Origin of the sequence: Treponema sp. JC4, from assembly GCF_000260795.1 — a bacterium.
Classification (GTDB): domain Bacteria; phylum Spirochaetota; class Spirochaetia; order Treponematales; family Treponemataceae; genus Treponema_D.
Genome location: NZ_AJGU01000024.1, coordinates 1 through 26,860, shown reverse-complemented (window position 1 = coordinate 26,860; position 26,860 = coordinate 1). Strand labels below are relative to the sequence as shown.

Here is a 26,860-nt window from a genome sequence, read left to right as displayed (position 1 = left end):
TTTTTGAGATTAATAATCGGTGCCGGTTCCTGCTGAACGGTTGACGGTGAAAGTTTTTACCTGGGTTGTGGTTCCTGGATATACAGTTTTAATTGAAGCCGGTTCACTCCAGTAAATACATTCCATGTTATTATCTTTGTTATTTTGTGTATATTTTCCTACCAGGCCGACGCATTTAATTTCTGTGTCATAGAAATCATTTGGAAGAATACTTGTTAAAAAGAGTTTTTCTGTGCCGTCAAACTGGTCATCATTTAATTCAAAAGCCATAGAACGGCTTGAAGTTTGAAGAACTACAGCAGGTTCATATTCACTTTGGTGTTCAAAAGGGTCTGTATTTCCATCTCCTACAGGGGCAAGTGTTCCGCCTGCTGTATCTACTATTTTCAGGCTATAGTCAGCAGAATCATATTCAATATTACAGGTATCTGGAATAACGTAAGTTACTTCAGGAGTATTTGAACGGAGTAAAGAGCCTGTGATTTCTGAAGACCAGTAGGTTGAAGTTTTTGTACCATCTGAATCAATAAAGACGAACTGATATTTATATTTCTGATCTGTAAAAGAAAGATAATCTGTAAAATTTAGGATGTCCTCTGCAATTGTTTTAGGAAATAAAGTTCCTACGTGATAAGCTGTGTGGTCTGCTGTTGCAGAGGTATTAATTCTATAAACGTAAACTTCTGTATTTGAAGAATTGTATCTGGTATGTGTAATTGTGGTGCCGGTAAGTGGAACTGACGGTGCACTTAAATATTCAGATTCATCTTCTGCAAAAGAGCAGGAAAAAAGACAGAGGGAAGCAAAAATAGAAAGAAATAAAAAAAGCTTTTTCATAAAAATACTCACAATTTACCTATTATATTATCGGGGAAATTTGCAAAAATCCATATAAAAATTTCTCATATCAGATTTACACGCAAAAAAAATTAAGTATTATTAAAGAGATTAAATTATATTAAATTTTTTGGAGGAAAATTTATGAAAAAATTGTCAAAAGTAATGATGGCAGCTGTTGCTGCTGCTGCAATGACTTCTGCTCTTTCAGCTGCTAAGCCAAAAGCTAACGATGCTAAAATTGGTTTTATCGGACCTCTTTCTGGTGGTGTAGCAGTTTACGGTACAGAAGCACGTGATGGTGTTCAGCTTGCTGTAGAAGAAATCAACGCTGCCGGCGGTGTTCTTGGTCAGAAGCTTGTACTTGTTGCTGAAGATGATGAAGGTGACCCTGCAAAAACTGTAAGCGCATTCAAAAAACTTGTAACTCAGGACAAAGTAAAGGTTCTTGTTGGTTCTTTGACATCTGGATGTACAAAGGCTATTACAGACCAGTCACAGGCTCTTAAAGTTCTTCAGGTTGCTCCTGCTGCAACTGCAGAAAATATTACAATCGATGCTAAAGGAAACACAATTCCTTTCGTATTCCGTGCATGTTTCATCGACCCATTCCAGGGAACTGTAGGTGCTAAATTTGCTGCAGAAACTTTGAAAGCAAAGAATGCAGCTGTTCTTTATGATATCGGAAATGACTACTCAGTAGGTCTTACAGACAACTTTGAAAAAACCTTCAAGGCTGCCGGCGGAAAAGTAACAAAAGAATCTTACTCAACTGGTGAAAAAGACTTCAACGCAATCATCACAAAAATCAAGAGCGTAAATCCTGATGTTGTTTACCTTCCAGATTACTACGCAACTGTAGCTTTGGTTGCTAAACAGCTCCGCGCAAACGGTGTAACTTGTCCTCTCGTTGGTGGAGACGGATGGGATGGTCTTACAGACAACGCTGGTGATGAAGTTTTGAATGGATTCTATTCTAACCACTATGCAACAGACTCAACTGATGCTGCTGTTAAAAAGTTCGTAGGAAACTTCAAGGCTAAGTTTAACCGTGAACCAACTTCTTTTGCTGCTCTTTCTTATGACTCAGTTTACATGCTCAAAGATGCTATGATTAAAGCTGGAACAACATCTGATTCAGTAAAAATCCGCGCTGCTTTGGAAGCTAACTCTGGTGATTACGTAACAGGTCATCTTACATTCGATGCTAAACACAACCCAATCAAATCTGCTGTAATGCTCGAAATGGTAAAAAAAGACGGAAAATTGTCTACAACTTACAAGACTACTGTTAATCCATAACGATAATAGCGAAAAGCTTTTAGTTTAATTGCTAGTATTGTTTTGATAGCGGGGACTACTCATATCCGGGTAGTCCCATTTTTATTTAACAGCCTTAGCGGCGGAAAGAATTCTGTAAGCCAAGCTGGGCGCGGTATTTTGCTACGGTTCGGCGGGCTATTTTGATGCCCTCTTCATTTAAAAGTTTTGTCAGTTCGTTATCAGAAAGTTTTTTATCATCTTGTGGCTGAGAAGAAATAATTTCGTACATTTTTGATTTGACGGCTTCGGCGGAAATAAGACTGCTTGCGCTATTTTTATTTTCGTCTGCTGTACGGGCAAGGGCGGAAGAAAAAAAGTAGCTTGCCGGGAAAAGACCAAATTCTGTCTGAATATATTTGCTGTTTTTTTTAGCGGTCATGCGTGAGACAGTTGAAAGGTGAATGCCCAGAAAATCTGCAAGCTGCTTACGGGTGAGGGGAGTTATATTTCCAGGTCCTTTTTCAAAAAAATCCAGCTGATGTTTTACAATTGCACAGCCCTGCAGGGCAATTGTGTTCTGGCGGAAGAGAAGGTTATTTATAAACTGTTTTGCGGCTTCCAGAGTCTTTTTGCCGGAAATAGCAGTCTGATTCAATCGGATTTCCGGGAGTAGGCCGGAAGCATATTTTACCTGAAAGTGAAAGTCTTTTTTTGGAACAGCAATTTTACCATGAGAAAAATCATCAGCGGGTAGGTGGCCGGCTTCTTTTGTTACGGTAAGTACAATGTCCGGCTGGGAAATTTCTGAAAGGGAAGTTTCCCAGGAATATTCGGAAGCGGGATGAGGATTCAGCCTTAAGATATAGTGAAGAGCTTCTGTTACCGTATGGACATTAATTTTTTCATCATCTATAGGAAGGGCTTTTGCGAATTTTTTACTGTGCCAGTCTGAAAGGAAGGCTTTGATTTTTTTAGCAACTTTTTCTGCTTCCGGAGGATTGAGAAAATCGAGATGGCCGTCCAGAAGAAATAGGGCGACCGGGCTTGCGTCTCCTGCAATTTTTGCCTGAATAAAAAGGCTTTCTTCAAGAGTACGGCAGCAGGTTCCAACAGGGTCCATGCTTTGAATTCGGGAAATACAACGTTCCAGCATTACGCGGTTCTGTAGGGGGCGGCTTTTATCAAGCAAGGTTTCCGGCGCCCGCATTGAACCGTAACAGCCGTTCTTATCCAGATTATAAATCAGTTTTTGAGAAAGCTCGTATTCATCTGGAGAAAGTCGCATGGAATTGAGCTGATGCATTAAATGCTGCTGCAGGCTTTCGCGGTTATCTTCACGGGATTCAAGAAGAGCCTGGTAATCCTGGCTTTTGAACTGGGCTTCTCCTTCCCATTCGCTGCCCTGCTTACGGACTGCAGGATCTCGGACAATTTCCAGGGCTGGATTTTCGTTTACTACCTTGTAGATTTCTGAACGCAGTTCTTTTGTGGGCATCTGGAGAATTTTCAGCCCGTAAACCAGGTTTTGAGAAAGTTTTTGTACCTGTACCTGCGACTGCCGCTGGGTTAAATCGAAATCTGCCATAGGTAAAATGCAGAAGGCTATGGAGCACCTGCGAAGCAGTCCACCGCAGCGAAGCGAGGAGGATGAGCGTAAGCGAAGTGCGGAACAGCCGGCCGCGTTCTTAGGAACGCGGGTCTGCCATGCAATGTTACTATAAATCGAACATCATTTTTCTGCAAGAAAAGTGATAAAGCAGGTTGGAAAAAGTGAAATTTTTAGTAACAATTTTTAACCTGCGTAGCACATTTTCTGCCAAATCTGTATAATTTGCGCATGAAAACTATTAGTGAACTTGGACTTCGTGTTCCAGAAATTCTTTTGCCTAAAAATGTTGATTTGAAATCATGGTCTGTAATTGCCTGTGATCAGTACACTCAGGATCGTGATTATTGGAAAAAAGCTGCAGAGCAGGCGGGCACTAAGCCAAGTACGCTGAATCTGATTTTGCCTGAAGTTTATCTGAATGATGGTGACAAGGCTGAGCGAATTGCGAAAATCCGCCAGACGATGAAAGCCTATATTGAAGAGGGTGTTTTTGATGCTGCCCGCAAGGCTTTTGTTTATCTTGAACGCACAACTGCTTTTGGCCGCACCAGAAAGGGGCTTGTGGCTCAGATTGATCTTGAAACTTATGAATGGAAGCCTTTTTCTAAGGCAAATATACGCGCGACAGAGGCTACAATTGTAGACCGTATTCCTCCAAGAAAGGAAATCCGTAAGGGGGCGCCTCTGGAACTTCCTCATATCATGCTGCTGGTAAATGATAAGGAGGATTTACTTGTTGGTGGAGCTGGAAAACTGGCTTCTGACGGTAGAAAACCCCTTTACCAGGGCGATTTAATGTGCAATGGCGGAAGCATTAAGGGCTGGGCGCTGGAAAGTGATTCGGATCTGGACTACCTTACCTCTGCTCTCAATAAAATTGCTGATGCAAACCGTGCGCCTGATGGTTCTACCTTCCTTTTTGCGGTTGGTGACGGAAACCACTCGCTTGCGACTGCTAAAGCTGTATGGGATGAATATAAGGCTGAGCTAGTGGCGGGCGGTGCCAGCGAAGCAGAACTTGCTGAAAATCCTGTTCGTTTTGCTTTAATTGAAATTGTAAACATTTATGATAGAGGTCTTACTTTTGAGCCTATTCATCGTGTAATTTTTAATGCTGATATTGAAGCTTTGATTAATAAAGTGGGAGGAGCTCTTGAAGGTGCTTTACGCGAAGTTGCTTCTGCTTCTGAACTTGAGGCTGCTGTAAAGGCAAGTAAGGCTGATTTTGGTTTTGTTTATCTTGATAAGGAAGGAGTTCAGAAATACCTTCTTTTGCAGACTAAGATTACTGAACTTGCGGTTGCACGTTTCCAGCCGCTTGTAGATGAATTCTTGAAGACTGTTGACGGAGCAGAAATTGACTACATTCACGGAAGTGAAGAAGTATTCCGCCTTGGCGCACAGAAAGGGGCTCTTTCAGTTCTTCTTCCTCCTATTGCAAAAGACAGCTTCTTTGAAACAATCAACGGACGCGGTCCACTTCCACGCAAAAGCTTTAGTATGGGTGAAGCGGACGAAAAACGCTTCTACCTTGAATGTCGTAAACTTTTCAACTAAAAAAAAGCGGTGTGCAATCTGGCAAACTTGCACACCGCTTAATCCACCGGCGACGCCGATGTTAGCATATTAATAGTTTTTATAAGAGCCTTATTTGAGTTGTTAGGATTATCTAACTTATGATGTTAGTTTATACTAACTAACAAAGAGTGTCAATCAGTTTGAGAAAAATTTTAAAAAATTTGTTTTTATTTTAGCGTGAGGAAGGATACCTTTTCGCCGCTTTTCTGGCAGACCGCGTTAATTCGTTTTCTGCAGACATCGCTGATTGTCATTAGAGGATTTCGCATGTTCTGTTCCGGAAGCTGGACTAAAATACAGCGGCGGCTTCCTCCGTCTTCGGCATTCAGGTTAGAAACGGCTTCAAAAGTAGTGCCGCTGCCTGCAAAAAAGTCCAGAATCAGGGCGTTTTTAGGCTGCTGAGAGATTGTGATAAGGTGTTCGATCAGATCTACGGGCTTTGGATTATCAAAAAGGTCTTTTTCGCCTAAAAGTTCATCCAGGTGACGCTGAGCAGCCCGGGTTGATTCAACAGTATCAATTATATTTTTAGGAATAATTTCTGTTTCTTCAGAATTGAAGATTTTTATACGCGGAACCTGATCGTATTCAGGCTTTTTTCCAAAATAGATTTTGTCTGTGGCAAGAAGGGTTTCCATTTCTTCCAGGCTTACAAACCACTGGCGTTTCCATTTTTTTCCGCTTGGAGAAATCAGTTCGTAAAAATTCTTGTGCTTTGGGTTTGAACGTTTTTCGGTAAAGGAAATGCTGCCGGAAAACCAGTTACCGCGGGGATCATCATCAGGGTTTGATTTTGCCCAGTCTGTTACTTCAACATCGCAGAAGGCGCCAAGAAAACGTTTGTTTTTTGCATAGCAGAGAGTGTGCTGCTGAAGGGTGCGGGACCATCTGTCTTTTTTTCCTTTTCCGTGAAGCCACATAAAATCATTTACGAAATTGTCTTCGCCAAAAATCTGATCGCATAAAAGCTTAAGAACATAAAGTTCACTCTGGTCAATGGCAATAAAAATACAGCCGTTGTCTGAAAGAAGCTGCTGGGCAAGAAGGAGGCGGCGTTTCATAAAACTGAGCCAGGTGGAATGATTATCTTCATTGTTCATGAAGCTGTCATTGTAGGCAAAGGAATTTCCGGTGTTGTAGGGCGGGTCTATGTAAATCAGGTTTACTTTTCCTTCAAGATGACCAGAAATGATTTTTAAAAAAGGATAATTATCGCCTTCGACAAAAAGATGCTGGGGTGAATTAATAATCTCTTCAAATTCTGCTGGTGAAAGATGAATTGGCACAATCTGATTTTCATCCTGATCGCGGTAAAATTTGAGTTTAGATATTTCGTTTTCGTCATCAAAGGGTTCTGATATATCATCCCAGATCAGCTGAGTCATAATTTTATTATAAAGAATTTTTTCTTTGCGATAAAGCAATTCAGGTGCAATAATGTAATAAGGTAAAGCTAAAAAATTGCTGCATCGCAATTTTTTTTAACGCTTTGCTATAGAACATGGCGAGCTCTGACCGGCTCGCCTCCACAGGGGATTAAAAAAATGAGAAAAGTTTGTATTTTTTTGCTTTCGATGCTTTTTGCATTTGTTTTGTATGCGGGTACTAACGGAAAGGTAATTTCTGAAAGTAAGAACAAAAAGGAAAACCTTCTTGTAAGGGAACACCTTCAGACTGTAGAAATTGGTGAAAATATTGAAGATTTTCAGCGTGAAATTCATTCGGGAATTAACGAAAACGATATTATCGGAAATCTAAAAAAGAATGATTTGATTGAGGTTTATGAAATCTGGTATATAACCTCAAAAGGCGGCAAGAATACAGATATCTGGCTTAAAATTAACTTCAAAAATACTATAGGTTTTATTCACTATGTGGATGGCAAGACTGCTAAGAAAAATACCTTGTCCATTGATCCATATCGTGATGGAACCTGGGAACTTCTTGAAACTTTTGATGATGGTTGGACGGCAAGAAAAGTAAATCAGACGCTTGCAGTTTACGGTGAAGAAGATGAGGTTGAATTAAGAGACAGACCTGGAACAAAAAACTCTAAGGTTATTGCCCTTATTCCAAGAAGCCAAAGAAAGGGACATGACCAGGTTAATCTGGAAGTTGATGCAGTTACAGAAGAAACTGAAAAAAAGAAGGGCGGCGACAGATGGGTTCGCGTTTTCTGGGAAGGAAAGACCGGCTGGGTTTATGCTGGTCCTTTGCAGGCTGAGAGAGGCGGCCCAAAAATCTGGACTCCGGAAAATATTCTGGAATGGAATTTAGGCTGGTAACTAATTCAGATTGCTGGTAATTACTTAAGTTCCCTGCAGGAGTTTCTGATTACCAGTTCCGGTGTAATTGTAATATGTCGCGGAGTTTTATCCGTACCATTCATTGCGTAGTCTAGCAGATCCATTGCTGCGATGGCTACGCTTTTTATTTTCATATCCACGCAGGTAAGATTCATGCTGTCGGCGAGAACGGTGTTATCGTGACTCATGATGCTTACGTCGTCCGGGACACGAAGGCCGGCTTCTGTAAGGGCGTTGACTGTACCCATTGCCATAATGTCGTTGGCGCAGAAAATTGCTGTAGGGCGGTTGCCGGCGGCAAGATAGGCGGCTACGGCTTCTTTTGTGGTTTTAATTCCGTCGATAAAGTCGGTACGTTCTACGGTAATAAGGTCTGCGGGCTGTGGCGGGAAACCTGCTTTTGCCAGTTCTTCCTGCCAGAGGGTCTGCTTGAGGGTGTAGGAATAGCCTTTTTCGCCTGTAACGTAGGCAATTTTTTTGTGACCAAGCCCCATCAGATATTCCATAGCAAGCTTCATTCCCTTTTCCTGATTTACGCTGATGGAATTAACTTCTATATCAACCGGGATTGAGTGAATCCAGATTAAAGGCATACGGCCTGCAATCCGTTCGTAAAGTTTGAGCTGGGCTTCTCCGTCCTTTGGCTCGTGCAAAATTACGCCGTTGATTTTTCTTCCGACAAAATCCAGAAGATAATTGTATTCAGATTCTACGCCGGAGCAGCAGCCTGTGTAGCAGGTCATTTTTCGTTCACCGCAAAGGTTTACTACGGCTTCTGAAAATTCAGCTGTATAAAGATTACTGAAAGAGTGGGTGAGTACGGCAATTGATTTACTCTGTCCGTTGATAATTTCCTTTGTAATTTTTGATGGAACAAAGTTGTGCTTGAGCACTATTGCTTCGAGTTTTTTGCGGGTTTCCTCTTTTACAGGGCCGTTATTTAAAAATCGTGATACGGTCGCTATTGAAACATCCGCTTCTTTTGCCAGTTCAGTAATCGTCATGGCTTTATTCTAAGGTCAAACTTAGCAAATGTAAAGTAATTTGTAAAAGTTTTCAAAAATTATGTAAAATTTTACATTTTTAACTTTACATTTTACAGAACTGTGTTAAAGTTAAAAACATGGATATAAAAAACTATAAAATCAAAAGGAATCTCATTGCTTTCAGCTTTGTTATTCCATGTTTAATCGGATTTTTCTTATTCTATCTTATGCCGACAATCCGCGGCTTGATTTACAGCTTTACAAACTGGGACTTGTTCTCTAAGGCAAAGTTTGTCGGCTTCAAAAATTATCTGGCACTTTTCTGCGACAAGGACTTCTGGACTGCAATGAAGGTTACAGTCTGCTACGTTCTCTTGAACATTCCTCTTCAGACAGTTCTCGCCATGATTATTGCTTTGATTATGAACAAGGCAGTTGGCAATTCTAACCTGATGAAGGGAATCTTCCTGGTTCCATGGATTATGTCTAACGTAGTAGTTGCCCTGCTCTGGTTCTGGATGCTTGACCCTCCGGTTGGAATTATTGATGCAGTATTAGTAAAAATGGGCTTTGCTAAAATCAACTGGCTTACAGATACTAAAACAGCCCTTCCTTCAATTGCCATGATTAATATCTGGCGCCATATGGGTTACACAGCGCTTTTGATTTTTGCAGGCCTTCAGGGGGTTCCAAGAGAAATTGAAGAAGCTGCTATGATTGACGGCTGTTCTCCTGCCCGCCGCTTCTTCAGCGTTGTACTTCCATATATCAGACCTGTAATTGCCTTTGTAGTAATTACAACTGTAATCGGTTCCTTCCAGATTTACGATACTATCGCCATTACAACTAAGGGTGGACCGGTAACCGCAACTTACGCAATTTATCTTTTCATCTATAAAAACGGTTTTGAAGCTTACAAAATGGGATATTCATGTGCGGCTTCTATGGTTCTGTTCGCAATTCTTGCAATGATTAGTGCGATTCAGATGAGAGTAATGAAGGCTGATGAGAGCGACGCATAGGGGATTCAGGGGGATTATGATGAATAAAATAGACAAATATAAGGCTGAAAGTGCTATTGGCCGCGTGCTTGTAATTGCGGTGATTGTGCTCCTTCTTTTGATTACGCTTTTTCCATTTTTCTGGGTTGTCAGAACTTCTTTGACACCTCACAAGCTGATTTTTGCTGAATCTACCAGCATGATTCCAAGCCAGCTTACGCTGAAAAACTATGCCCGCGTTCTTGGTTTGATTCCGGCTCAGGAAGCGATTGCACTTGGTGGTACCGGCCAGCACGTAAACTTTTTGATTAATCTTCGTAACTCGCTTGTAGTTGCGATTTTGACTACAGTTTTTCAGGTGCTTTTCTGCTCGATGGCAGGCTACGGTTTTGCCCGTCTTGAATTCCCTGGTCGCAACAAGATTTTTGCTTTGATTCTGGCTGCAATGATGGTTCCTGGCGTTGTAATGATGATTCCTAACTTTGTTTTCATCCGTCAGCTTAAGCTTTTGAACACTTACGCGGGAATTGTGGCGCCGGCCTTCTTTATGACGCCTTACGGAGTTTTCTTCATGCGACAGTTCTTCTTGGGCATTAATAAGGAAATTGAAGAGGCGGCTTATCTTGATGGTGCCGGTCAGTACAAAACCTTCTTTATGATTATTCTGCCTTTGATGCAGACTGCTTTGGTTACTCTTGCAGTAACAACCTTTATCAACAGCTGGAACGACTATATGTGGCCTTTGATTGTTGGTAAAAAAGAAGAGCTTCGTACTTTGACAGTTGCTCTGGGCGTATTCCGTTCGCAGACTCCTCAGGGACAGCCTGACTGGTCTGGTATGATGGCGGGAACTGTACTTGCAATTGTTCCGGCTATGATTATTTACAGCTTTATGGGAAAGAAAATCGTTAATTCAATCGGATTTAACGGGTTTAAATAATGTGAGTGAGCCGATTTATCGGCTCTTGATAAATAGCAAAGCGTTAAGAAAAAAGCACTGCTTTTTTTAGCTTTACCATCTTGATTTTGTTTTCATTTTTTAGGAGGAAATATATGAAAAAATGTGTAAAAGTTTTGGCTGGTGCCTTGGCAGGTCTTATGGCACTCAGTTTTGTTTCTTGCGGCAAAAAAGGCGGCAAGGAAGTAACAATCCGCTACCAGCTCTGGGATTCTGCTCAGCTTCCGGCTTATCAGGCAGCGGCAGATAAGTTCATGGAAAAAAATCCAGGAATTAAAATCTCTATTGTTCAACTTGGTTGGGATGACTACTGGACTGGTCTTCAGACAGAAATGATTGGTGGAACTGCTGGTGATGTTTTCACAGACCACCTTGCAAAATACATGGACTTCGCAAGCAAAAATCAGCTTGTTGATTTGACTCCTTACATCAAACGCGACAATGTAAATACTGGTATTTACATGAACGACCTTGAAAAACTCTGGCAGAGTCAGGACGGAAAAACTTACGGTCTTCCAAAGGACTGGGATACAATCGCTATCGTTTACAACAAGCACCTTACTGATGCAGCTGGTGTAAGCCATGATGAACTCAATAACCTTACATGGAATCCTACAGACGGCGGAAGCTTTGAAAAGATGATTAAACGTCTTTCTGTAGATGCTAACGGAAACAACGGTCTTAGCCCTAAATTCGACAAAAAGAATGTTGTTCAGTACGGTCTTGTACTTTCTCATAGTGATGACCGCGGACAGGCTCAGTTCTCTGGATTGGCTTGCTCTACAGGCTGGACATACACAGACGGACTTTATGATGCAAACTACCACTATGATGATCCACGCTTTGTAAACACAATCAAATGGATGAAGAAAATGCAGGATGAAGGTTTCTCTGCTCCTTACACAGAAACTTCAAACGGTTCAGCTTCAATCTTCAACTCAGAAAAAGCAGCTCTGGTATTCGACGGTTCATGGATGATTGGTGCTTACAAAAACAACGGTGCATTTGATGTTGGATTCGCTCGCCTTCCTGAAGGACCAGCTGGCCGCAAATCTATGATTAACGGTCTTGGTGACTCTATCTGGGTTGGTTCAGAACACAAAGAAGAAGCATGGCTCTGGGTTAAATATCTTGCAAGCCAGGAAGCTCAGGATATCATCGGTTCTTACGGTGTTGTATTCCCAGCTATTGAATCTGGTGTAAACAACGCTTTGAACAAGTACTCAAGCAAGAACTGGGATGTTTCTGCATTCACAGACGAAGCTAAAGCTCCAAACGGAACTTTCTTGTACCCAATCGTAGATAACTCAGTTATGATTGGTCAGATTATGACACGTACTTTCGACCAGATTTTCCTTGGTCAGAAAGATGTTGAATCTGCACTTAAGGATTCTAATAAAGAGATTTTGAATCTTTTCAAATAGGTCGTTGTAAGACTTAAGGCCTGTGCAAGAAAAAGCACGTCGGCGAACCACGAGGCAGAACCATATCGGTTTTACGGAAAGAATGCCCCTCGAGGACTGCCTATTGGTTCGCTCGCCGCTGCTTTTCCTTGCAAAAAATTTTCGTTACAAACAATTTAGAGGATATATATGAGCATTCAGTTCAATAAAAACACAAATTCTTTCTTATTAAATACGCCGTCATCAAGCTATATTATAAGAATTTACGACAACCGCTACGTTTTGCATGGCGGATGGATTTCGCGCATTGACGACTGGGACGACGACATTTGCTCTATGCCTCTGATTGACCGCGCATTTGCTCCTGTTCCTGAAGAACTTCATGGCAAGGCTGATTTTTCTTTAAACTCTTTGCAGCAGGAATTTCCGACAAATGGACGCTCGGATTTTCGCATAGGCGCCTTTGAAGCTCTTTGCGCAGACGGTACTACAATTTCGGAATTTTTTTATGAATCACATAAAATTTATAAGGGAAAGACTCCAATAAAGGGGCTTCCTGCAACTTATACAAAAAAAGACAGCGAGGCAGACAGCCTTGAACTTAATTTGAAAGACCCTGTTACCGGCATTTCGGTAACCTTGATATATACAGTATGGAATGACCGCGACGTAATTTGCCGCAGAACGGTGGTAAAAAACGACAGCGTTTCGGCAGAAGGCATTTACAAAAATCAATCTGTAACTCTCCGCCGTGTGATGAGTGCCAGCCTGGACTTTATGACAAGCCGCTACAAAATGCTGCAGCTTTCCGGTGCCCATGCCCGCGAACGTCACGCAATCTGGAGACCGCTTGTGCCGGGAATCCAGAGCATAGAAAGCCGCCGTGGAACTTCCAGCCATCAGCAGAATCCTTTTATTGCACTTGCAGATTACAATGCCACAGAAACTACAGGTGAAGTTTTCGGCTTCAACCTGGTTTACAGCGGAAACTTTACAGCCGGCGTTGAAGTTGACCAGTTCAACATGAGCCGCGTTCAGATTGGCTTAGATCCATATAACTTCAACTGGAAGCTGGACGCTGGTGAAACTTTTGAAAGCCCGGAAGTTGTAATGGTTTACAGCAATAAGGGACTTGGCCAGCTTTCCCGCACTTACCACGACCTTTACCGCGACAATATGTGCCGCGGCGAATGGCAGTACAAGGAGCGCCCTATTGTAATCAACAACTGGGAAGCAACCTATTTCAGCTTTAATGCAGAAAAGCTCTTTAAGCTGGCAGACAAGGCAAAAGAAGAAGGAATCGAACTTTTTGTTCTTGATGACGGCTGGTTTGGAAAGCGTGATGATGACAGAAGCTCTCTTGGCGACTGGTATGTAAACACCAAAAAGCTTACAGGCGGACTTGAGGAAATTGCAGACGGAATCCACAAGCGTGGAATGAAATTTGGTCTCTGGTTTGAGCCTGAAATGATTTCTCCGGACAGTGATCTTTACCGTGCGCATTCTGACTGGTGCCTGCACGTAGACAGCCGTTCGCGAACTCTGGGCCGCCACCAGCTTGTGCTGGACCTTAGCCGCGACGAAGTTGTAGATTACCTGACAGAAACTTTGAGTAAAATCCTCAGCAGCGTTGCAATCGACTACGTTAAGTGGGACTTTAACCGTTCCCAGACAGAAGTTGCAAGCGGTTCTGCAAGTCCTGAAAATCAGGGAAAAACAAGCCACAAATATTATCTGGGACTTTACCGCCTGCTTGAAAACGTAACTTCCCGCTTCCCGCATGTGCTTTTTGAATCCTGCTCGGGCGGCGGCGGACGATTTGATCCTGCCTTCCTTTACTATATGCCTCAGTGCTGGACAAGCGATAACACAGACGGACTTTCAAGACTCGCAATTCAGGGCGGAACCTCAATCGCATATCCTTCCTCTGCGATGAGCTGCCACGTAAGTGCCGTTCCTAACCATCAGACAGGCAGAATCACAATGCTTTCTGAACGCGGCCACTGCGCAATGGCAGGAAGCTTTGGTTACGAGCTTGATTTGAATAAACTCAGTCAGCCTGAACTCCAGGAAATCAAAGAACAGGTAGAACTTTACAAAAAAATCCGCCACACAGTTCAGTTTGGTGACCTTTACCGTCTTAGAACTCCGTGGGACGAGCCAAGTCCTGCCGAAAGTACAGACTACACTGCCTGGAACCTTGTTTCAAAAGACAAAAAACAGGCCGTGCTCACTGTAGTTTGGAAGTTCCCTGAAGGCAACCCGGAAACCCAGCTGGTAAAACTTGCCGGCCTGGATCCAAAGGCAAAATACCGCCTGACCTGCTACAAGAGCGCTACAATCCGTGCTATGCTTGCAGACTTCCCGTTCCCGATTCCAGAAAGTGAATTTGCACCGTTCCCAGCCGACGTAACTACCTCCGGTGAAAAGCTGATGAACGCTGGCCTCTTCATTCCGTATAAGCCACAGTACGGAGGAAGTGTCCAGATAGTGTTAGAAAGGCTATAAAACTTAAGGCACTCGAAAGAGTGCCTTTTTTCTTTTTGTTATATAGAAAAGAATTCTATTTTGTGATAATTTATTCTAAGAAAATATTAAAAAGGAGAGTTTTATGAAAAAAGTATTCTATAAAGTAACTTTAGCTCTATTCATTTCTGCACTGTTTGTTTCATGTGCAAGCATTCCATCTGGAACAAAGGCAACCATGGAGGAAACTCAGGTTTCTCTGAATCGTGACCAGTACACAATTATTGGCCGCATTACAGAAAGTGCAACTGTTATTGCATCAAATAGTGCAATTAAACGTGAAGTAAAGAACTATGCAACTGGAATAAAAGAAATCAACAACGCATCTCTTAAGGGAGATGATGGCAATTACGGTTTTATCGGTTCAAATATTCCAGCTAACATGTCTGTAAAAGAAAGAGCCATTGCTCTTGCAACTTACAAACTTCTTAATGTAGCAAAATACAATAATGCTGATGCTCTCATCTATGTTACACAGGATATTTCTGTAAAACGTGAATCAGGCGCTAAAAGCTCTGTAACAGCAACAGTATCTGCACTTGCAGTAAAAGTAAAGGCTGATGTAGAAGCTGAAATCCCTGTAGTAGAAACTGTTACAGAAGAGGAAACTACTGAAGCTGAAATCACAACTGATGCAGAAGCTACAAGCACAGAAGAAACTGCTGAAACAGAAGTTGTAGAAGAATAGGATAAAATAATACTTAATATTAGAGTATAAATACAAAAAGGGCTGCCCTGCAAAGGACAGCCTTTTTTTTTAGTGGTGGAAGAGTCGGATTCCGTTGAATGCCATTGTCATGTTATAGGAATCGGCTGTTTCAATTACCTGGTCATCGCGAACTGAACCGCCCGGCTGGGCAATTACTGTTACGCCGGATTTTCTTGCCCGCTCAATGTTGTCGCCGAATGGGAAGAAGGCATCTGAACCAAGAGCAACGTTTGTGTTCTTAGAAATCCATTCTGCTTTTTCTTCGCGGGTGAAAACGCTTGGTTTTACCTTGAAGATATTCTGCCATTTACCTTCAGCAAGAACGTCCATGTATTCTTCGCCGATGTAAACGTCGATTGCGTTATCGCGGTCTGCACGTTTAATGCCGTCTACAAACTGCAATCCCAATACTTTTGGCGACTGACGAAGCCACCAGTTATCAGCCTTCTGGCCTGCAAGGCGGGTACAGTGAACGCGGCTCTGCTGTCCAGCCCCTATTCCGATTGCCTGACCGTCTTTTACAAAGCAAACAGAGTTTGATTGTGTGTATTTAAGAACGATAAGGGAGATAATGAGGTTTCTTTTGTCATCTTCGCTCAAAGTCTTATTCTTTGTTACGATGTTTGAAAGGGCAGACTGCTCATCAATTTTAAGGAAGTTGTGGCCCTGTTCAAAAGTTACACCGAATACCTGCTTCTTTTCCAAGTCTGCAGGAACGTAATTTGGGTCAATCTGAATTACAAGATAGTTTCCGTTTTTCTTAGCCTTGAGGATTTCCAAAGCTTTTTCTGAATATGAAGGGGCAAGAACACCGTCAGAAACTTCCTTTTTAATCAAAAGGGCAGTTGCTTCATCACATTCATCAGAAAGTGAAATAAAATCACCAAATGAACTCATACGGTCAGCACCGCGGGCACGTGCATAAGCGCAGGCAAGCGGAGTAAGTTCAACGCCGTCAGTAAAGTAAATCTGCTTGAGTGTGTCGCTAAGAGGAAGCCCAACAGCGGCTCCGGCAGGGCTAACATGTTTAAAGCTTGTTGCTGCGGGAAGTCCAGTTGCTTCTTTAAGCTCTTTTACAAGCTGCCAGCCGTTCAAAGCGTCCAGAAGGTTGATATAGCCCGGTCTTCCGTTCAAAACTGTGATTGGAAGGTCGCTACCATCGTCCATAAAAACCCGCGCCGGTTTCTGGTTCGGGTTGCATCCGTATTTAAGTTGTAATTCGTTCATGCGTGACATATTAGATTAATTCCTTGTCTTTTTCTACTTATTTTTATTGATGATTTTTTCTTCATACTTACCAGTTGCTATTTCGATGAAGCGTACAAAAAGCGATACTTTGTTGTCTTCATTCAAAGAAGCCCAGAGTTTATCAGCAAAGGCATTGAGGTCGCCGCCTTTAGCATCGATTGAAACTTTTACAGGCTCTCCGCTAAAGCTTGGAAGAGGATTTCCGTCACCCTGGTAAGTGTGGATGTAACGGCCTTCTCCTGCTGCAGGGTTATCATAATCAAAAGTCTGACGCAGGGTGCAGTCAGGATTTCCCTCGTCGCTCTTAAGAATTGAAAGTGCATAGCGGAGTTTTCCGCCTTCTACATCAAGAAGACTTGAAATGCGTGGAGTATAGTTTGGAGCATCGTGCTCATATTTACGGCTCAAAAGAGACTGTTCAAAGCTCAGGCCTTTTTTCATGCCGTCAAAAATTGTGTCAGTCTGGTCTCCGTTTGTAACAATTGTTTTGTTTCCCAGCTGGCGGACAGCTGCATAAATGATAAGACTTGGGTCACCTGCAATCAGGCTTGGATCAAATGCCTTTGTGCGTACAACTTCGCTTCCGTTTTCATCTTCTACAACAAAAATACGGTTGCGGCTTCCGGCACTGCGTCCCATAGTCCAGTAGGCAGAAACTGCAAATTTTCCATCAGCGCTGAGGCCTGCAACGATTCCTCGTCCAGGGTAGCTAACGCTGCCAGCTTCATTGAATAAATCAACCTTTGACATAAAAAAACTCCAGGTACTTTTTATAAAAAAAGGTGGCTTTGAGCACAAAGTCACCTTTTAAAATTCTATTTCTCGTATTTATTGTGCATTTCTTCAAGCACAGCCATAACTTTATCAATAGTTTTCTGCTTTGGATCCGGATCGTCAGCAGGAACCTTTGCAAGAACTTCATTACGGAATTCCTTACAATTGATTACAGGGCTGGCTGTTAAAGTTACAGTATCCTGCTCACAGATATCAGAAAGCATGTCATCCGGACTTTCAGGATTGATTCTGAGGGCATTTCCGTTAATAGAAACCAGAATCATGCAGTCAAAAAGACGCAGGTAGCTGTCGATTTCACGAAGTCCGCGTTTTGTTTCAGGTTTTCCTGGTCTATAGCGGGTACCACTTGGGAATACAAGAATTACCTGACCACGTTTTTTACAACCATCCATTGCGCGCATTGCGGCAAAGTTGATTTTGCGGGCTCTCTGCTCTTCTTCCTTCAGTTCTTCTTCACTTACCTGTTTTGCTTCCAGGGCGTTCAAACTGCGGGTAGGGTAGATTACAACGCGGGTAAAGCCTTCTGTAAAGGCACGTACAGCAGGGCTTGCTTCATTAAGCTTCATTCCGGCAACAGCAACGATACGTGAAGCAAAATCTTTTGCCCATGGTTCGCCCTCCTTTTCCAGAAGATAAAGGATTGCAGGCAAATCAAGGTTTGTGTAATGCTCCATAAGGATGAGGCCTGATTTTCCTTCCTTTGTTACTGCGTCATAAAAAGCCTTAAAATTTTCGATATTTCCCAAACCTGAATCCGGCTTAAAATTGTCGTCCAGAAGTTTGTACATGTATTTACGAGTTTCAAGGTTTGCTTCTTCATAAACCTTTGTTTCATCAATTTTTGCGGCAGCTTTAGAAAGTTTCATGATTTCAGTAAAAACGCTGCTGTATTTTTCTTTTAAGGTCTGACCCATTATTATCCTCTTATAAAAGCTTAGGGCAATTATAGCACTTTTCCCATATAAAAAAAACTAGAAAGTGAAAAATTGCAATATTAAAATTACAGTGATAAAATATTGTTATATTAAAAGGAGAAAATCTATGAAGAAAAAACTTTTTACTGCCCTGGCTGCCCTGTTTTTTGTAAGTGCAGTATTTGCCCAGCCTGAAAAAAATTATGGCGGTGGAAAACCCTGGATAAACAGCCTTATTAAAGAAAATGTTATGAAGGCTCAGAAGCCTTCGCCAAAAGAAGACTTCCAGCTGTATGTTAATTATGACTGGCTTAAGAATACTGACATTCCTGAAGGAAAAAGGGATTACAGTTCTTTTGCAGAAGTAGAAGATGCTATTCAGAAGAATATTCTTGAAGTTCTTACAAATCAGAACATTCCGGGAATTGATGCAGAAAACGTTCGTTCCTTGTATAAGGCAATCTTGGACTGGGATGCAAGAAATGCACTGGGGTTGAAGCCTGTTGAGGATATTATCAGCCAGATTACGGGAATTACTACAATTGACCAGCTTTCTGATTTTATCACAGACCCTGATAAAACATTTCTGGTAAATCAGTTCTTTAGTATTTATAATCTGCCTAAATATGATGATTCCTCATCCTATATTGCTTCACTGGGTTATGACTCTTTTATTCTGGATGATGCAGCTGAGTATAAAAAACGCACTGAAATCGGCGACAGATATTATCAGGCTTATCTTTACAGAACAAAGGCTCTCTTTGCCCGCCTGGGATATTCCGAGACTCAGGCAGAAAAAATGCTGGATGATACTCTTAAGCTGGAAGCAATTCTTGCAAAGAAATCTTATACTAATGCCGAAGGTAACTCTCCATATTTTATAAAGAAGATAAATAACATTTATTCACCGGAAAAAACTTTCGCTCTCTGCAAAAATTATCCGCTCAAGCGTTTAATCGAAAATATGGGCTATGGAAATGCAAAAGAGTTTATGGTTATATCTCCCAAAAACATAGCCGAAGTGGATAAGATTTACAAAAAGGAAAATCTTGAGCAGATAAAGACTATTTTGATTGTAAAAACTGTAAATAATTATGCAAATCTTCTGGATAGAAAAGCTTATGAGATTTGTCTTGATGCAGAGAATATCATTAATGGATCTAGCGGAAGGTTACCTGATCAGAAAATGGCTGTTGAAGCAGTTCAGAGTATGCTTAATACTCCTTTGAACCGTGCTTATCTGGCACGCTATGATCTTTCAAAATTAAAGGAAAATATTACAGCTATCTGTGAAAATCTTATTTCAATTTACCGTAACATGCTTGAGGAAGAAGACTGGCTTTCTGAGGCAACAAGAGCAAAAGCCCTTGAAAAACTTGATAATATGAAAATCCATGCTATCTATCCTGAAAAATGGGTTGATTACAGCGGATTGAAGTTAAAAGGACTTTCCTTCTTCGATTGTATGAAAGCTATTGATGCTTATAACAGAGATCTTATTCGTTCTCATACAAATGGTAAAGTTGATAAAGAACTTTGGGGAGCAGAAGAGCTTCTTATTGCAAATGCCTTCTACATGCCTTCAGAAAACTCTATCAATATTATTCCAGGCTTGCTGGATAAGCCTTTCTATTATGAAGGAATGTCTCAGGAAGCCCTTCTCGGTGGTATTGGAACTGTAATCGGACATGAAATCAGTCACGCCTTTGATACTCAGGGTGCCCAGTTTGATAAGGACGGAAACATGAGTAACTGGTGGACAAAGGCCGATTATGCTGCTTTCCAGAAACGCGCAGCTAAGCTAATTGCTTATTATGACAGCATTACAATCTGGGAAGGCCTGCAGGCTCAGGGTGCCCTTGTTCAGACAGAGGCAATTGCAGATATGGCAGGCGTAAAGGCCATTCTCAAACATGCAGAAAGCCTTCCGAATTTCAATTACAAAGAGTTCTTTGAAGCCTTTGCAAGGGTTTGGTGTAGAGTTATGACTCCGGAAGCAGATTACTGGTATACTTTTAATGACCCGCATCCAAAGGCTTGTTTGAGAACAAATGTAACTGTTCAGCAGTTTGAGGAATTCTATAAAACTTACGATGTAAAGCCTGGTGACAATATGTATTTAGCACCGGAAAATAGAATTTTGGTTTGGTAAGTCATTTAAAAAAAATGGCTCCCGGTCGCAAAGTGTGGTGCAAAACCGCGCAATAATGCGCTACACGTTATTTGTGGTAAAGTAACTATAGAACCGGTCGCTATTGCGACCACCACAAATAAAGTGTTTTTGCCCCACACTTTACTCCCTCGCGCCAATTTTCCTAATTGTATAATCTTCTTACCGAACCAATGCCTTCGACATCCAGCGCTTACTAACCCAGCGGAATACCATTACGATTCCGCGGGTAGTTTCGTCCAGGCCGATTCCAAGCCAGCAGCCTGCAACGCCCCAGCCAAGTTTTAGTCCTAAAAGCCAGCTTAAGAAAACCATAATACACCAGTTAGAGAACATTCCGTACAAAACCGGGAAGCGGATATCACCGGCACCCTTAAGACCGCCAATCCAGATGAGGTTGAGCGAGCGGCCGAATTCAACAAGGATTGAAAAACGAAGCAGTGTATTTACCAGTTTGAAAACTTCGGGATTCTTTGTAAAAATCGAAATTATCGGAGCGTCAAAAATGTTGACTAAAGAAATCATCGATACAGAAACAGCGGTTGCAACCAGCGAATAGCCGAACATCTTTTTGTAGGCAATCTGGCTCTGCTGGGCACCAACGAAGTAGCCGGCCTTAATCTGGCAGGCAGCCCCCATTCCAATTGCAACGATGTAAACGTACTGGCAGATTGTTCGCGTGTAAACCTGAGCCGACATTGCGTAAGTTCCCAGAGTGGAAATCATAGCCATAATTACAATCTGAGAAATATTGTAAGAAAGGCTTTCGCTGGCAGTAGGCACACCGATTGAAAGGATAAGTTTGTAGAAAGAGCGCGGTGTTGTGCGTACAGTTTTGAGGTTGAAAGCCACGTCTTTTTTCCGCTTTATGATTATCTGAAGCAGAATGCAGGAAACAATCATTGAAACAAGGGAAGCGCCTGCAACACCCTTTACGCCAAGAATCGGGAAGCCGAAGAAGCCGTACAAAGAAAGGGCATTTCCCACAACGTTGATTACATTTGCAACAAAGGTCACGTAAAGAGCCTGCTTTGTATAACCGTAAGCGCGCAGGATTGCCGACTGCAAAAGGCTGCCCGCATTAAAAATAGCACCGATTCCGCCAAAAATCACAAAGTAGTCAAAGGCGGACTTACGAACTTCATCCTCCAGAGTATAGCAGCTCAAAAGGGGCTTTGTTCCGAAGAATACCAGCGCTGTCAAAAGCACGCCCAGCGACATAATCATAACGGTAGAGGCATTCGCAACGTGATTAAGCTCCTGCTTTGACTTTTTAGCCCCGATATACTGGGCCAGCACAATTGTAGTTCCCGTTGTAATCACGCTGAAAAGCAGCATCAAAAAGAAAACATACTGGGTCATAAGACCGACGCCCGCAACCGCAGCACCCGAGTAGGCACTAAGCATTACGGTATCTGCAGAACCAACCAGAATACGGAAAAACTGTTCCAGAACCAGAGGCAGGCAGAGCTTGTGCATTGGAAGGGAGCCCTTAGGCGCTTTTGAAACTTCCATTTCGTACATATATTCCTGACGTTCTTCTGCCGGATTTGCCTTATTAAAACGTCCACCAGTTAAAGAAACCCTCTTCATTCCCAGGTTTTCCATGGTTTTGTAAGAGGCAATATTTTCTGCATCGCAGTGAGCAATGTATTTTTTGATTTTAAGGTTTTTGCTTCCCCATTCAATCAGAGCCTGAGCCGCTTCTGCCGCATAGCCATTGCCCTGAAATGTCTTCTGAATAATCCAGCCCAGTTCGGCATTCTGTCCCTCTAAAATCGTAAAGGAAATGCCACCGATATGCTGTTTTTTATACAAAATTGCATACTGAAAGTCAGTCTGATTTTCGCTGTGCCACTGAGCCTCGCATTCCCTGATAAATTTCTGCGTATCTTCCAGCGAATCGCTTGGCAAAAATGTCATCATTTTTGTGATTAAAGGGTCAGATGCATAAGCGTGAGCTGTCTGCAAAAATTCACTTGTCATTGGAACAAGTTCCAGCCGCGGTGTTTTCAAATAATATGGCTTCATAATAATTCTCCTGTGTACTGGCTACTTGCCGACACAAAAGTTTGCAAAAATGCTGCCCAAAACGTCGTCCGGAGTTACATCACCGGTTACTTCGCCAAGGCAGTCCAGGGCTTCTTCCAGATCCTGAACAACAGCATCCAGAGTATAGTTATCGTCTGCACTGATAAGTGCGTGCTTTACGTTTTCCAGGGCTTCTGCAACGGAGTCGCGCTGGCGTGCCGAACCAAGTCCAGCCTGCTCGCGGTCGGTGGTCAGTCCCGAAGTAAGGATTTTGGCAATCTGCGCGAAAAGTAGTGGAATGCCGGTGCCGGTTTTAGAAGAAATCTGTACTTGTAGAGGAGGGGGAAGAATCCCCCTAGCTGCAGCCGGCAAGCCGTCTTCCGCTACCCTCTCTGCGGGGGATACCCCCGCAACGCCCCCAGCCTGGTTCTTGTCAGACTTAGTCCAAACCACAATAAGGGGTTCCTTGCAGTTTTTTATGAATTCTTCGTCTTCCGCTGTCGGTTTTGTAGTGCTGTCTATTAAATACAAAACTACATCTGCATCGCTGGCAAGGTTTCGGCTGAGCTCTACTCCCTGAGCTTCAATTACATCGTCAGTTTCTCGGAGACCTGCTGTATCAAACAAACGAACCGGAATTCCATTAATACTTGCCCAGCTTTCCAGCCAGTCGCGGGTGGTTCCTTCTATGTCACTTACAATTGCGCGTTCTTCCTTCAAAATTGCATTGAAAAGCGAAGATTTTCCGGCGTTGGTGCGGCCTGCAAGAACAACTCGGGCTCCGTCCTGGTAGAGTTTTTCGCCCTTCCAGCTGTCGGCAAGAGTCTGAAGGCGGTCTCGGGCAAGTTCTATATCCTTGCGGTCAAAGGTGTCGGCAATTGTTTCCTCGTCTTCAGGGTATTCAATTTCTACTTCTATTGAAGCAAGTGTGTCTATAATTAGTTTTTTGATGCTGTCGATTTCTTCAAAAAGTGAGCCTGAAAGGCGGCCCACGGCGTGGCTGCGGCCTGCATCTGTGTGGCTGTCTATAATTTCTTTTACGGCTTCGGCCTTTGTAAGGTCGGTTTTTCCGTTGATGTAGGCGCGGAAGGTGTATTCACCGCGTAGTGCCTGACGGAAGCCGGATTTAAGCATGAGAGTCTGAATTGCCGTAACAACGGCAGGGCCTCCATGGCAGAAAATCTCGACCATGTCTTCACCGGTAAAGGATTTTGGTGCGCGGTATACAGCCAACATAACCTCATCTATGCGTTTTGGGGTTTTGCGGGGGTCGTGGGTCGTAATTGGTTCTACAGTTTTCAGCGTACTTGAACCCACTAGCACTTCGTCGCTTCGCAACGAAGTGGTTTGAGATTCCCCTCCTTCCTGTATCCACCCGTACACCAATGTATTTCCCGGGGCGGCCAGCAGTGCCTTGGGGCGCGAGAAAACTTTGCTTACTAATTCGATGCAGTTTTTGCCGCTTAAACGAACAATGCCCAGAGCTGCGGGAGCCAGGGCTGTTGCGATTGAGGAAATTGCTTCTTCCGGTGTGTAGGAGCCTATAGTCATAGGCTCATTTTACTTATTTTGAGGGCAAAATGGGAAGAGCCGGCGTCATAAGGAATGGAAAATAACCGCCTTTTATATCGTCTTCAAGGGACTGTGGCAGAATTGTATCCAGAATGGAAAGGCCTGTGTCCACAAACTTTGGCTTTTCGGCAAGTCCGACTGCTGGCTTTGGCACACTTTCTGCGGCTTCAGGGGTTTTTCCAACGTAGGGCTCGGTGCCCACGTCGGCTGGAGTTGTCGTGTAGTCGCCGCCGTTGTTCCAGCACATATAGCCGCGGTTGATTGAGTCGCGGGTGCCGTAGAATTCGCGCTTGATGTAGTCAGAGTTGTAATAGAGGCGGTCGTAGCTTACGCCAAGGTAGAAGCTCTGAATCCAGGGGCGGATGATGGCACGGTTGCGGCAGAGAATTGTATTTCGGTATGAGCCGTAATAGTAAATGCGGTAGGTGCGGTCTTCTGCAGGCGGATAGTTCATAAAGGTCTGCTCGAAGTGGCTCGGGTAGAACATTGGGCCGATTACGTCCACGTATTCTGCCAGCATTTCGGCGTCCTGGCCTGTGCGGGTGCCTGAGCGGTACCAGCCGTTAGCGCCGTAAATGTCGATGCCAATTGGCGCGTCGATGTTTTCACGGGCGTAAGAGAGGAAGCTGATGAGGGCACTTTCCTTGTCCATGCCAGGGCTACGCCAGCGGTAGGTGGCATTTCCCAGATTGAGGCCGTCGGTCGGGAAGCGGATATAGTCAAACTGAATTTCGTCAAAGCCGCGTTCGATAAGCTCTTTTGCAACTTCGATGTTATATTCCCAGACTTCTTCTGAATAAGGGTCTACCCAGTTTTCGTCGTAATAGCCCATCTGCTGCTCGCCGGTAGGATTTCCTTCTTCGTCGAGAACGTCTTCCATACCCTTTGTGCCAAGCCAAGGCTTTTTGAGCTTGTAATCCCAGACTGCGTATTTTCCGCCTGCGTAAGAAGCCAGTGAGCGGTCCTTAAAGGTTACGATGCGGGCAACCATATAGATATTTTCTTTTTTGAACTGGCTGATAAAATCGTCCAGGTTGATTGCATACATTGAAGTTTTTGCTTTTGCAAGTACGTCTGGATTTTTTGAATCGTAGCGGAGAAGACCATAGTCATCCTTCATATCGATTACAAGACCGTTCATGTTGCGGTCTTTTACTGCGCTGATGTACTTGTCGATTCCAGCCTGATTGCGGCACTGGTAGGCAGAGGCATAAATACACTTGCGTCCGTTAGCAACTTCTGCGTATGGGGAATTTACTGTGCCTGGGTAAAGGAGCCAGAGTTCGTTGAGGAGGAGGCCTTTTGCAAAGCCTGAGCGGCCGGTTGGAATCCAGGCTGTGTTTATCATGCCTGGAACCTTTGAAAAGGCTTCGTTCCAGTCTGCAAAACGGGCTGGAACTCCAGGCGAGGTCAAAGATTCAATATCAACTGAGCCGAAGCCTTCCAGGGTTGTATAGAGAATTACGTTGTCTATAGATGTAAGTCCGTCGATGGTTGCGGCAGGAGTGTCTCCCTTGTAAATGAGTTCAGCCCGCATTTCATCCCAGTTGAAGCGGTAAAGGCGGGGCAGATAGGTCTGGGAAATATAAATTTCTGTGAAAACAGAACCGTCAGCGCGGGTGCGTACTATAGGAAGAATGTCTGCAATTTCATCAGGCGAGCTGAGAGAAGGCATGATTTCAAAACCGGCAGATACATCTGTCCAGACTGGATTTTTTCTGTCCGGGAATGTGTAGGAAAGTCCGAAAATAGGATGACTCATAAATACAACTGTTTCGCCCTGAATTGTAGCAACAGCAACGGCTTTTACGCCCGGGGTATTGCGGCTTGTTGAACCGAGTGCTTTCCAGGAACGGCCTGCGTCTTTTGTGTAGAAAACATTGTCTTTTGTGGCGGTTACAATCTGATTGTTGTTAACAGGGTTTACGCAGATATCCTTGAGCTCCTGAATCTGTTTTTCAAGAGAAGTCTGCTTGTCCTTATATTTTTTGATTGTGAGGAAGGAAAGTCCTTCGTTGCGCTCTTCAAAGTGTTCAAGGTCGGAAGTAAAAATAATGCCCTTTGTAGTGCGCATAATCCAGCAGGGAGTAAGATGCTTTTTTTCTGTAGCAAGATTTACCTGAACAATCTGGTCTACTCGTCCCTCTGTCCAGAGAGGAATTGCGTTATTATTAGAAGTGATTTTAAAAAGTCCGTTATCCGAGCCAACGATGAAGTTTGAAAGGCTTGAATCCTTTTCATCAAGAGGCACAACGCGGTCGGGAAGTTGATAGAGAGGTTTTACGCTCTGAGAAGAGGTCTCCTGTGCGAATGCTGGTACGTTTATAAATAAAAAGCCGAGTACAAAAAGTAGAACTATCATACTTCTTGTATCGGCAAAAAATTTCGTTAGTTAAGTAAAAAAAATTGCAAAACCTTACGCAAAGAACCGCATTTTGCTACGCCGAGAACGCTGATTGGAAATTATTATACATTTCCAGCGTTCAATGCTTCGCAAAACGCGAACCTTTGCTCTGGTTTTGCCTTTACCAAACTTCAGCTATTTTTTCCTATACAATCTGATCCAAAACGTCTACAACGGTTGGGTCGTAGAACTGAGGCTGCTCGCGGAGTTTAGCGATGGCAGTCTCTTTATCCATGGTCTCGCGGTAATTTCGTTTACTTGAAAGTGAAACGAAAGATTCTGCAACGTGGATAAGGCGGGCAATCTGTGGGATTTCGTCGCCCTTAAGTCCGTTTGGATAACCTGTTCCGTCCATATTTTCGTGGTGCTTCATGGCAGCATCTTCAAATACAGACCAGAATTTCTTTGGAACGAATTCCAGATGTTTTTCTGCAAGTTTAACGTGCTCTTTAATAGCCTCTTTCTGCTCTTCTGTAAGGTTTGTAGCAGCAAGAAGTTCCGGATCAATTCCAAGGAAGCCTGCATCGTAAATCATTGCGGCGCAGAAATT

At 43.1% G+C, this 26,860-nt stretch carries 20 protein-coding genes; 9 read left to right on the top strand and 11 right to left on the bottom strand.

Annotated elements, in window-relative coordinates; translation table 11 throughout:
- Positions 1-9: 9 nt before the first annotated feature.
- Positions 10-837, bottom strand: coding sequence for a hypothetical protein (locus MSI_RS09550; protein WP_009106248.1), 828 nt, complete (start codon positions 835-837; stop codon positions 10-12).
- A gap of 144 nt (positions 838-981) precedes the next feature.
- On the opposite strand from MSI_RS09550, the gene MSI_RS09545 reads away from it, so the two are divergent.
- A complete protein-coding gene (locus MSI_RS09545; RefSeq protein WP_009106246.1) occupies positions 982-2,139 on the top strand; it encodes an ABC transporter substrate-binding protein in 1,158 nt (385 codons plus the stop codon).
- A 94-nt stretch (positions 2,140-2,233) separates the two neighbouring features.
- On the opposite strand, the gene MSI_RS09540 is transcribed toward MSI_RS09545, so the two are convergent.
- The gene (locus MSI_RS09540) at positions 2,234-3,685 is read right to left on the bottom strand and encodes an RNA polymerase sigma-54 factor (RefSeq protein ID WP_009106243.1); all 1,452 of its coding nucleotides are present in this window, start codon (positions 3,683-3,685) and stop codon (positions 2,234-2,236) included.
- A 252-nt stretch (positions 3,686-3,937) separates the two neighbouring features.
- On the opposite strand from MSI_RS09540, the gene MSI_RS09535 reads away from it, so the two are divergent.
- Entirely contained in the window at positions 3,938-5,266 is a 1,329-nt protein-coding gene (locus MSI_RS09535; RefSeq protein ID WP_009106241.1) for a DUF1015 domain-containing protein, read from the top strand.
- A 188-nt stretch (positions 5,267-5,454) separates the two neighbouring features.
- On the opposite strand, the gene MSI_RS09530 is transcribed toward MSI_RS09535, so the two are convergent.
- Positions 5,455-6,672 (bottom strand): site-specific DNA-methyltransferase, encoded by a 1,218-nt coding sequence (locus MSI_RS09530; protein WP_009106240.1) that lies wholly within the window; start codon positions 6,670-6,672, stop codon positions 5,455-5,457.
- Between the two features lie 159 nt (positions 6,673-6,831).
- On the opposite strand from MSI_RS09530, the gene MSI_RS09525 reads away from it, so the two are divergent.
- The gene (locus MSI_RS09525; RefSeq protein WP_039924657.1) at positions 6,832-7,572 is read left to right on the top strand and encodes a hypothetical protein; all 741 of its coding nucleotides are present in this window, start codon (positions 6,832-6,834) and stop codon (positions 7,570-7,572) included.
- 20 nt (positions 7,573-7,592) lie between these two features.
- Here the strand turns inward: MSI_RS09525 and MSI_RS09520 are convergent, their stop codons facing one another.
- Positions 7,593-8,597, bottom strand: a complete 1,005-nt coding sequence (locus tag MSI_RS09520) for a LacI family DNA-binding transcriptional regulator (protein WP_009106236.1) — start codon at positions 8,595-8,597, stop codon at positions 7,593-7,595.
- A 119-nt stretch (positions 8,598-8,716) separates the two neighbouring features.
- Here MSI_RS09520 and MSI_RS09515 point away from each other — a divergent pair, with 119 nt between their 5' ends.
- From MSI_RS09515 to MSI_RS09495, 5 genes are all read left to right on the top strand, one after another.
- A complete protein-coding gene (locus MSI_RS09515) occupies positions 8,717-9,601 on the top strand; it encodes a carbohydrate ABC transporter permease (RefSeq protein ID WP_009106234.1) in 885 nt (294 codons plus the stop codon).
- A gap of 16 nt (positions 9,602-9,617) precedes the next feature.
- Positions 9,618-10,520 (top strand): carbohydrate ABC transporter permease, encoded by a 903-nt coding sequence (locus MSI_RS09510; protein WP_155815567.1) that lies wholly within the window; start codon positions 9,618-9,620, stop codon positions 10,518-10,520.
- 113 nt (positions 10,521-10,633) lie between these two features.
- Entirely contained in the window at positions 10,634-11,962 is a 1,329-nt protein-coding gene (locus tag MSI_RS09505; protein WP_009106231.1) for a sugar ABC transporter substrate-binding protein, read from the top strand.
- Positions 11,963-12,130: 168 nt separating this feature from the next.
- Positions 12,131-14,449: an alpha-galactosidase gene (locus MSI_RS09500; protein ID WP_009106229.1), complete on the top strand. Its 2,319-nt coding sequence runs from the start codon at positions 12,131-12,133 to the stop codon at positions 14,447-14,449.
- Between the two features lie 103 nt (positions 14,450-14,552).
- Positions 14,553-15,155, top strand: a complete 603-nt coding sequence (locus MSI_RS09495) for a hypothetical protein (protein WP_009106227.1) — start codon at positions 14,553-14,555, stop codon at positions 15,153-15,155.
- Between the two features lie 69 nt (positions 15,156-15,224).
- Here MSI_RS09495 and MSI_RS09490 read toward each other — a convergent pair whose 3' ends face one another.
- From MSI_RS09490 to MSI_RS09480, 3 genes are all read right to left on the bottom strand, one after another.
- The gene (locus MSI_RS09490) at positions 15,225-16,403 is read right to left on the bottom strand and encodes a phosphoribosylaminoimidazolecarboxamide formyltransferase (protein WP_039924661.1); all 1,179 of its coding nucleotides are present in this window, start codon (positions 16,401-16,403) and stop codon (positions 15,225-15,227) included.
- A 33-nt stretch (positions 16,404-16,436) separates the two neighbouring features.
- Positions 16,437-17,174: an IMP cyclohydrolase gene (locus MSI_RS09485; RefSeq protein WP_009106222.1), complete on the bottom strand. Its 738-nt coding sequence runs from the start codon at positions 17,172-17,174 to the stop codon at positions 16,437-16,439.
- Positions 17,175-17,239: 65 nt separating this feature from the next.
- Positions 17,240-18,133: a glycerol acyltransferase gene (locus tag MSI_RS09480; protein ID WP_009106220.1), complete on the bottom strand. Its 894-nt coding sequence runs from the start codon at positions 18,131-18,133 to the stop codon at positions 17,240-17,242.
- Between the two features lie 127 nt (positions 18,134-18,260).
- Here MSI_RS09480 and MSI_RS09475 point away from each other — a divergent pair, with 127 nt between their 5' ends.
- Positions 18,261-20,285 carry a M13-type metalloendopeptidase gene (locus tag MSI_RS09475; RefSeq protein WP_009106218.1) on the top strand — a complete coding sequence of 675 codons (2,025 nt, stop codon included), beginning with the start codon at positions 18,261-18,263 and terminating at the stop codon, positions 20,283-20,285.
- A gap of 180 nt (positions 20,286-20,465) precedes the next feature.
- Here MSI_RS09475 and MSI_RS09470 read toward each other — a convergent pair whose 3' ends face one another.
- The 4 genes from MSI_RS09470 to MSI_RS09455 all read right to left on the bottom strand — a co-directional run.
- Positions 20,466-22,334 carry an MATE family efflux transporter gene (locus MSI_RS09470; RefSeq protein WP_009106215.1) on the bottom strand — a complete coding sequence of 623 codons (1,869 nt, stop codon included), beginning with the start codon at positions 22,332-22,334 and terminating at the stop codon, positions 20,466-20,468.
- A 21-nt stretch (positions 22,335-22,355) separates the two neighbouring features.
- On the bottom strand, positions 22,356-23,885 hold the full coding sequence (mnmE, locus tag MSI_RS09465) for a tRNA uridine-5-carboxymethylaminomethyl(34) synthesis GTPase MnmE (protein ID WP_009106212.1): 1,530 nt from the start codon (positions 23,883-23,885) through the stop codon (positions 22,356-22,358).
- A 13-nt stretch (positions 23,886-23,898) separates the two neighbouring features.
- A complete protein-coding gene (locus MSI_RS09460) occupies positions 23,899-26,268 on the bottom strand; it encodes a putative glycoside hydrolase (protein ID WP_009106209.1) in 2,370 nt (789 codons plus the stop codon).
- A 187-nt stretch (positions 26,269-26,455) separates the two neighbouring features.
- Positions 26,456-26,860: HD-GYP domain-containing protein (locus tag MSI_RS09455; RefSeq protein WP_039924656.1), on the bottom strand; the 405-nt coding region annotated here is incomplete at its 5' end.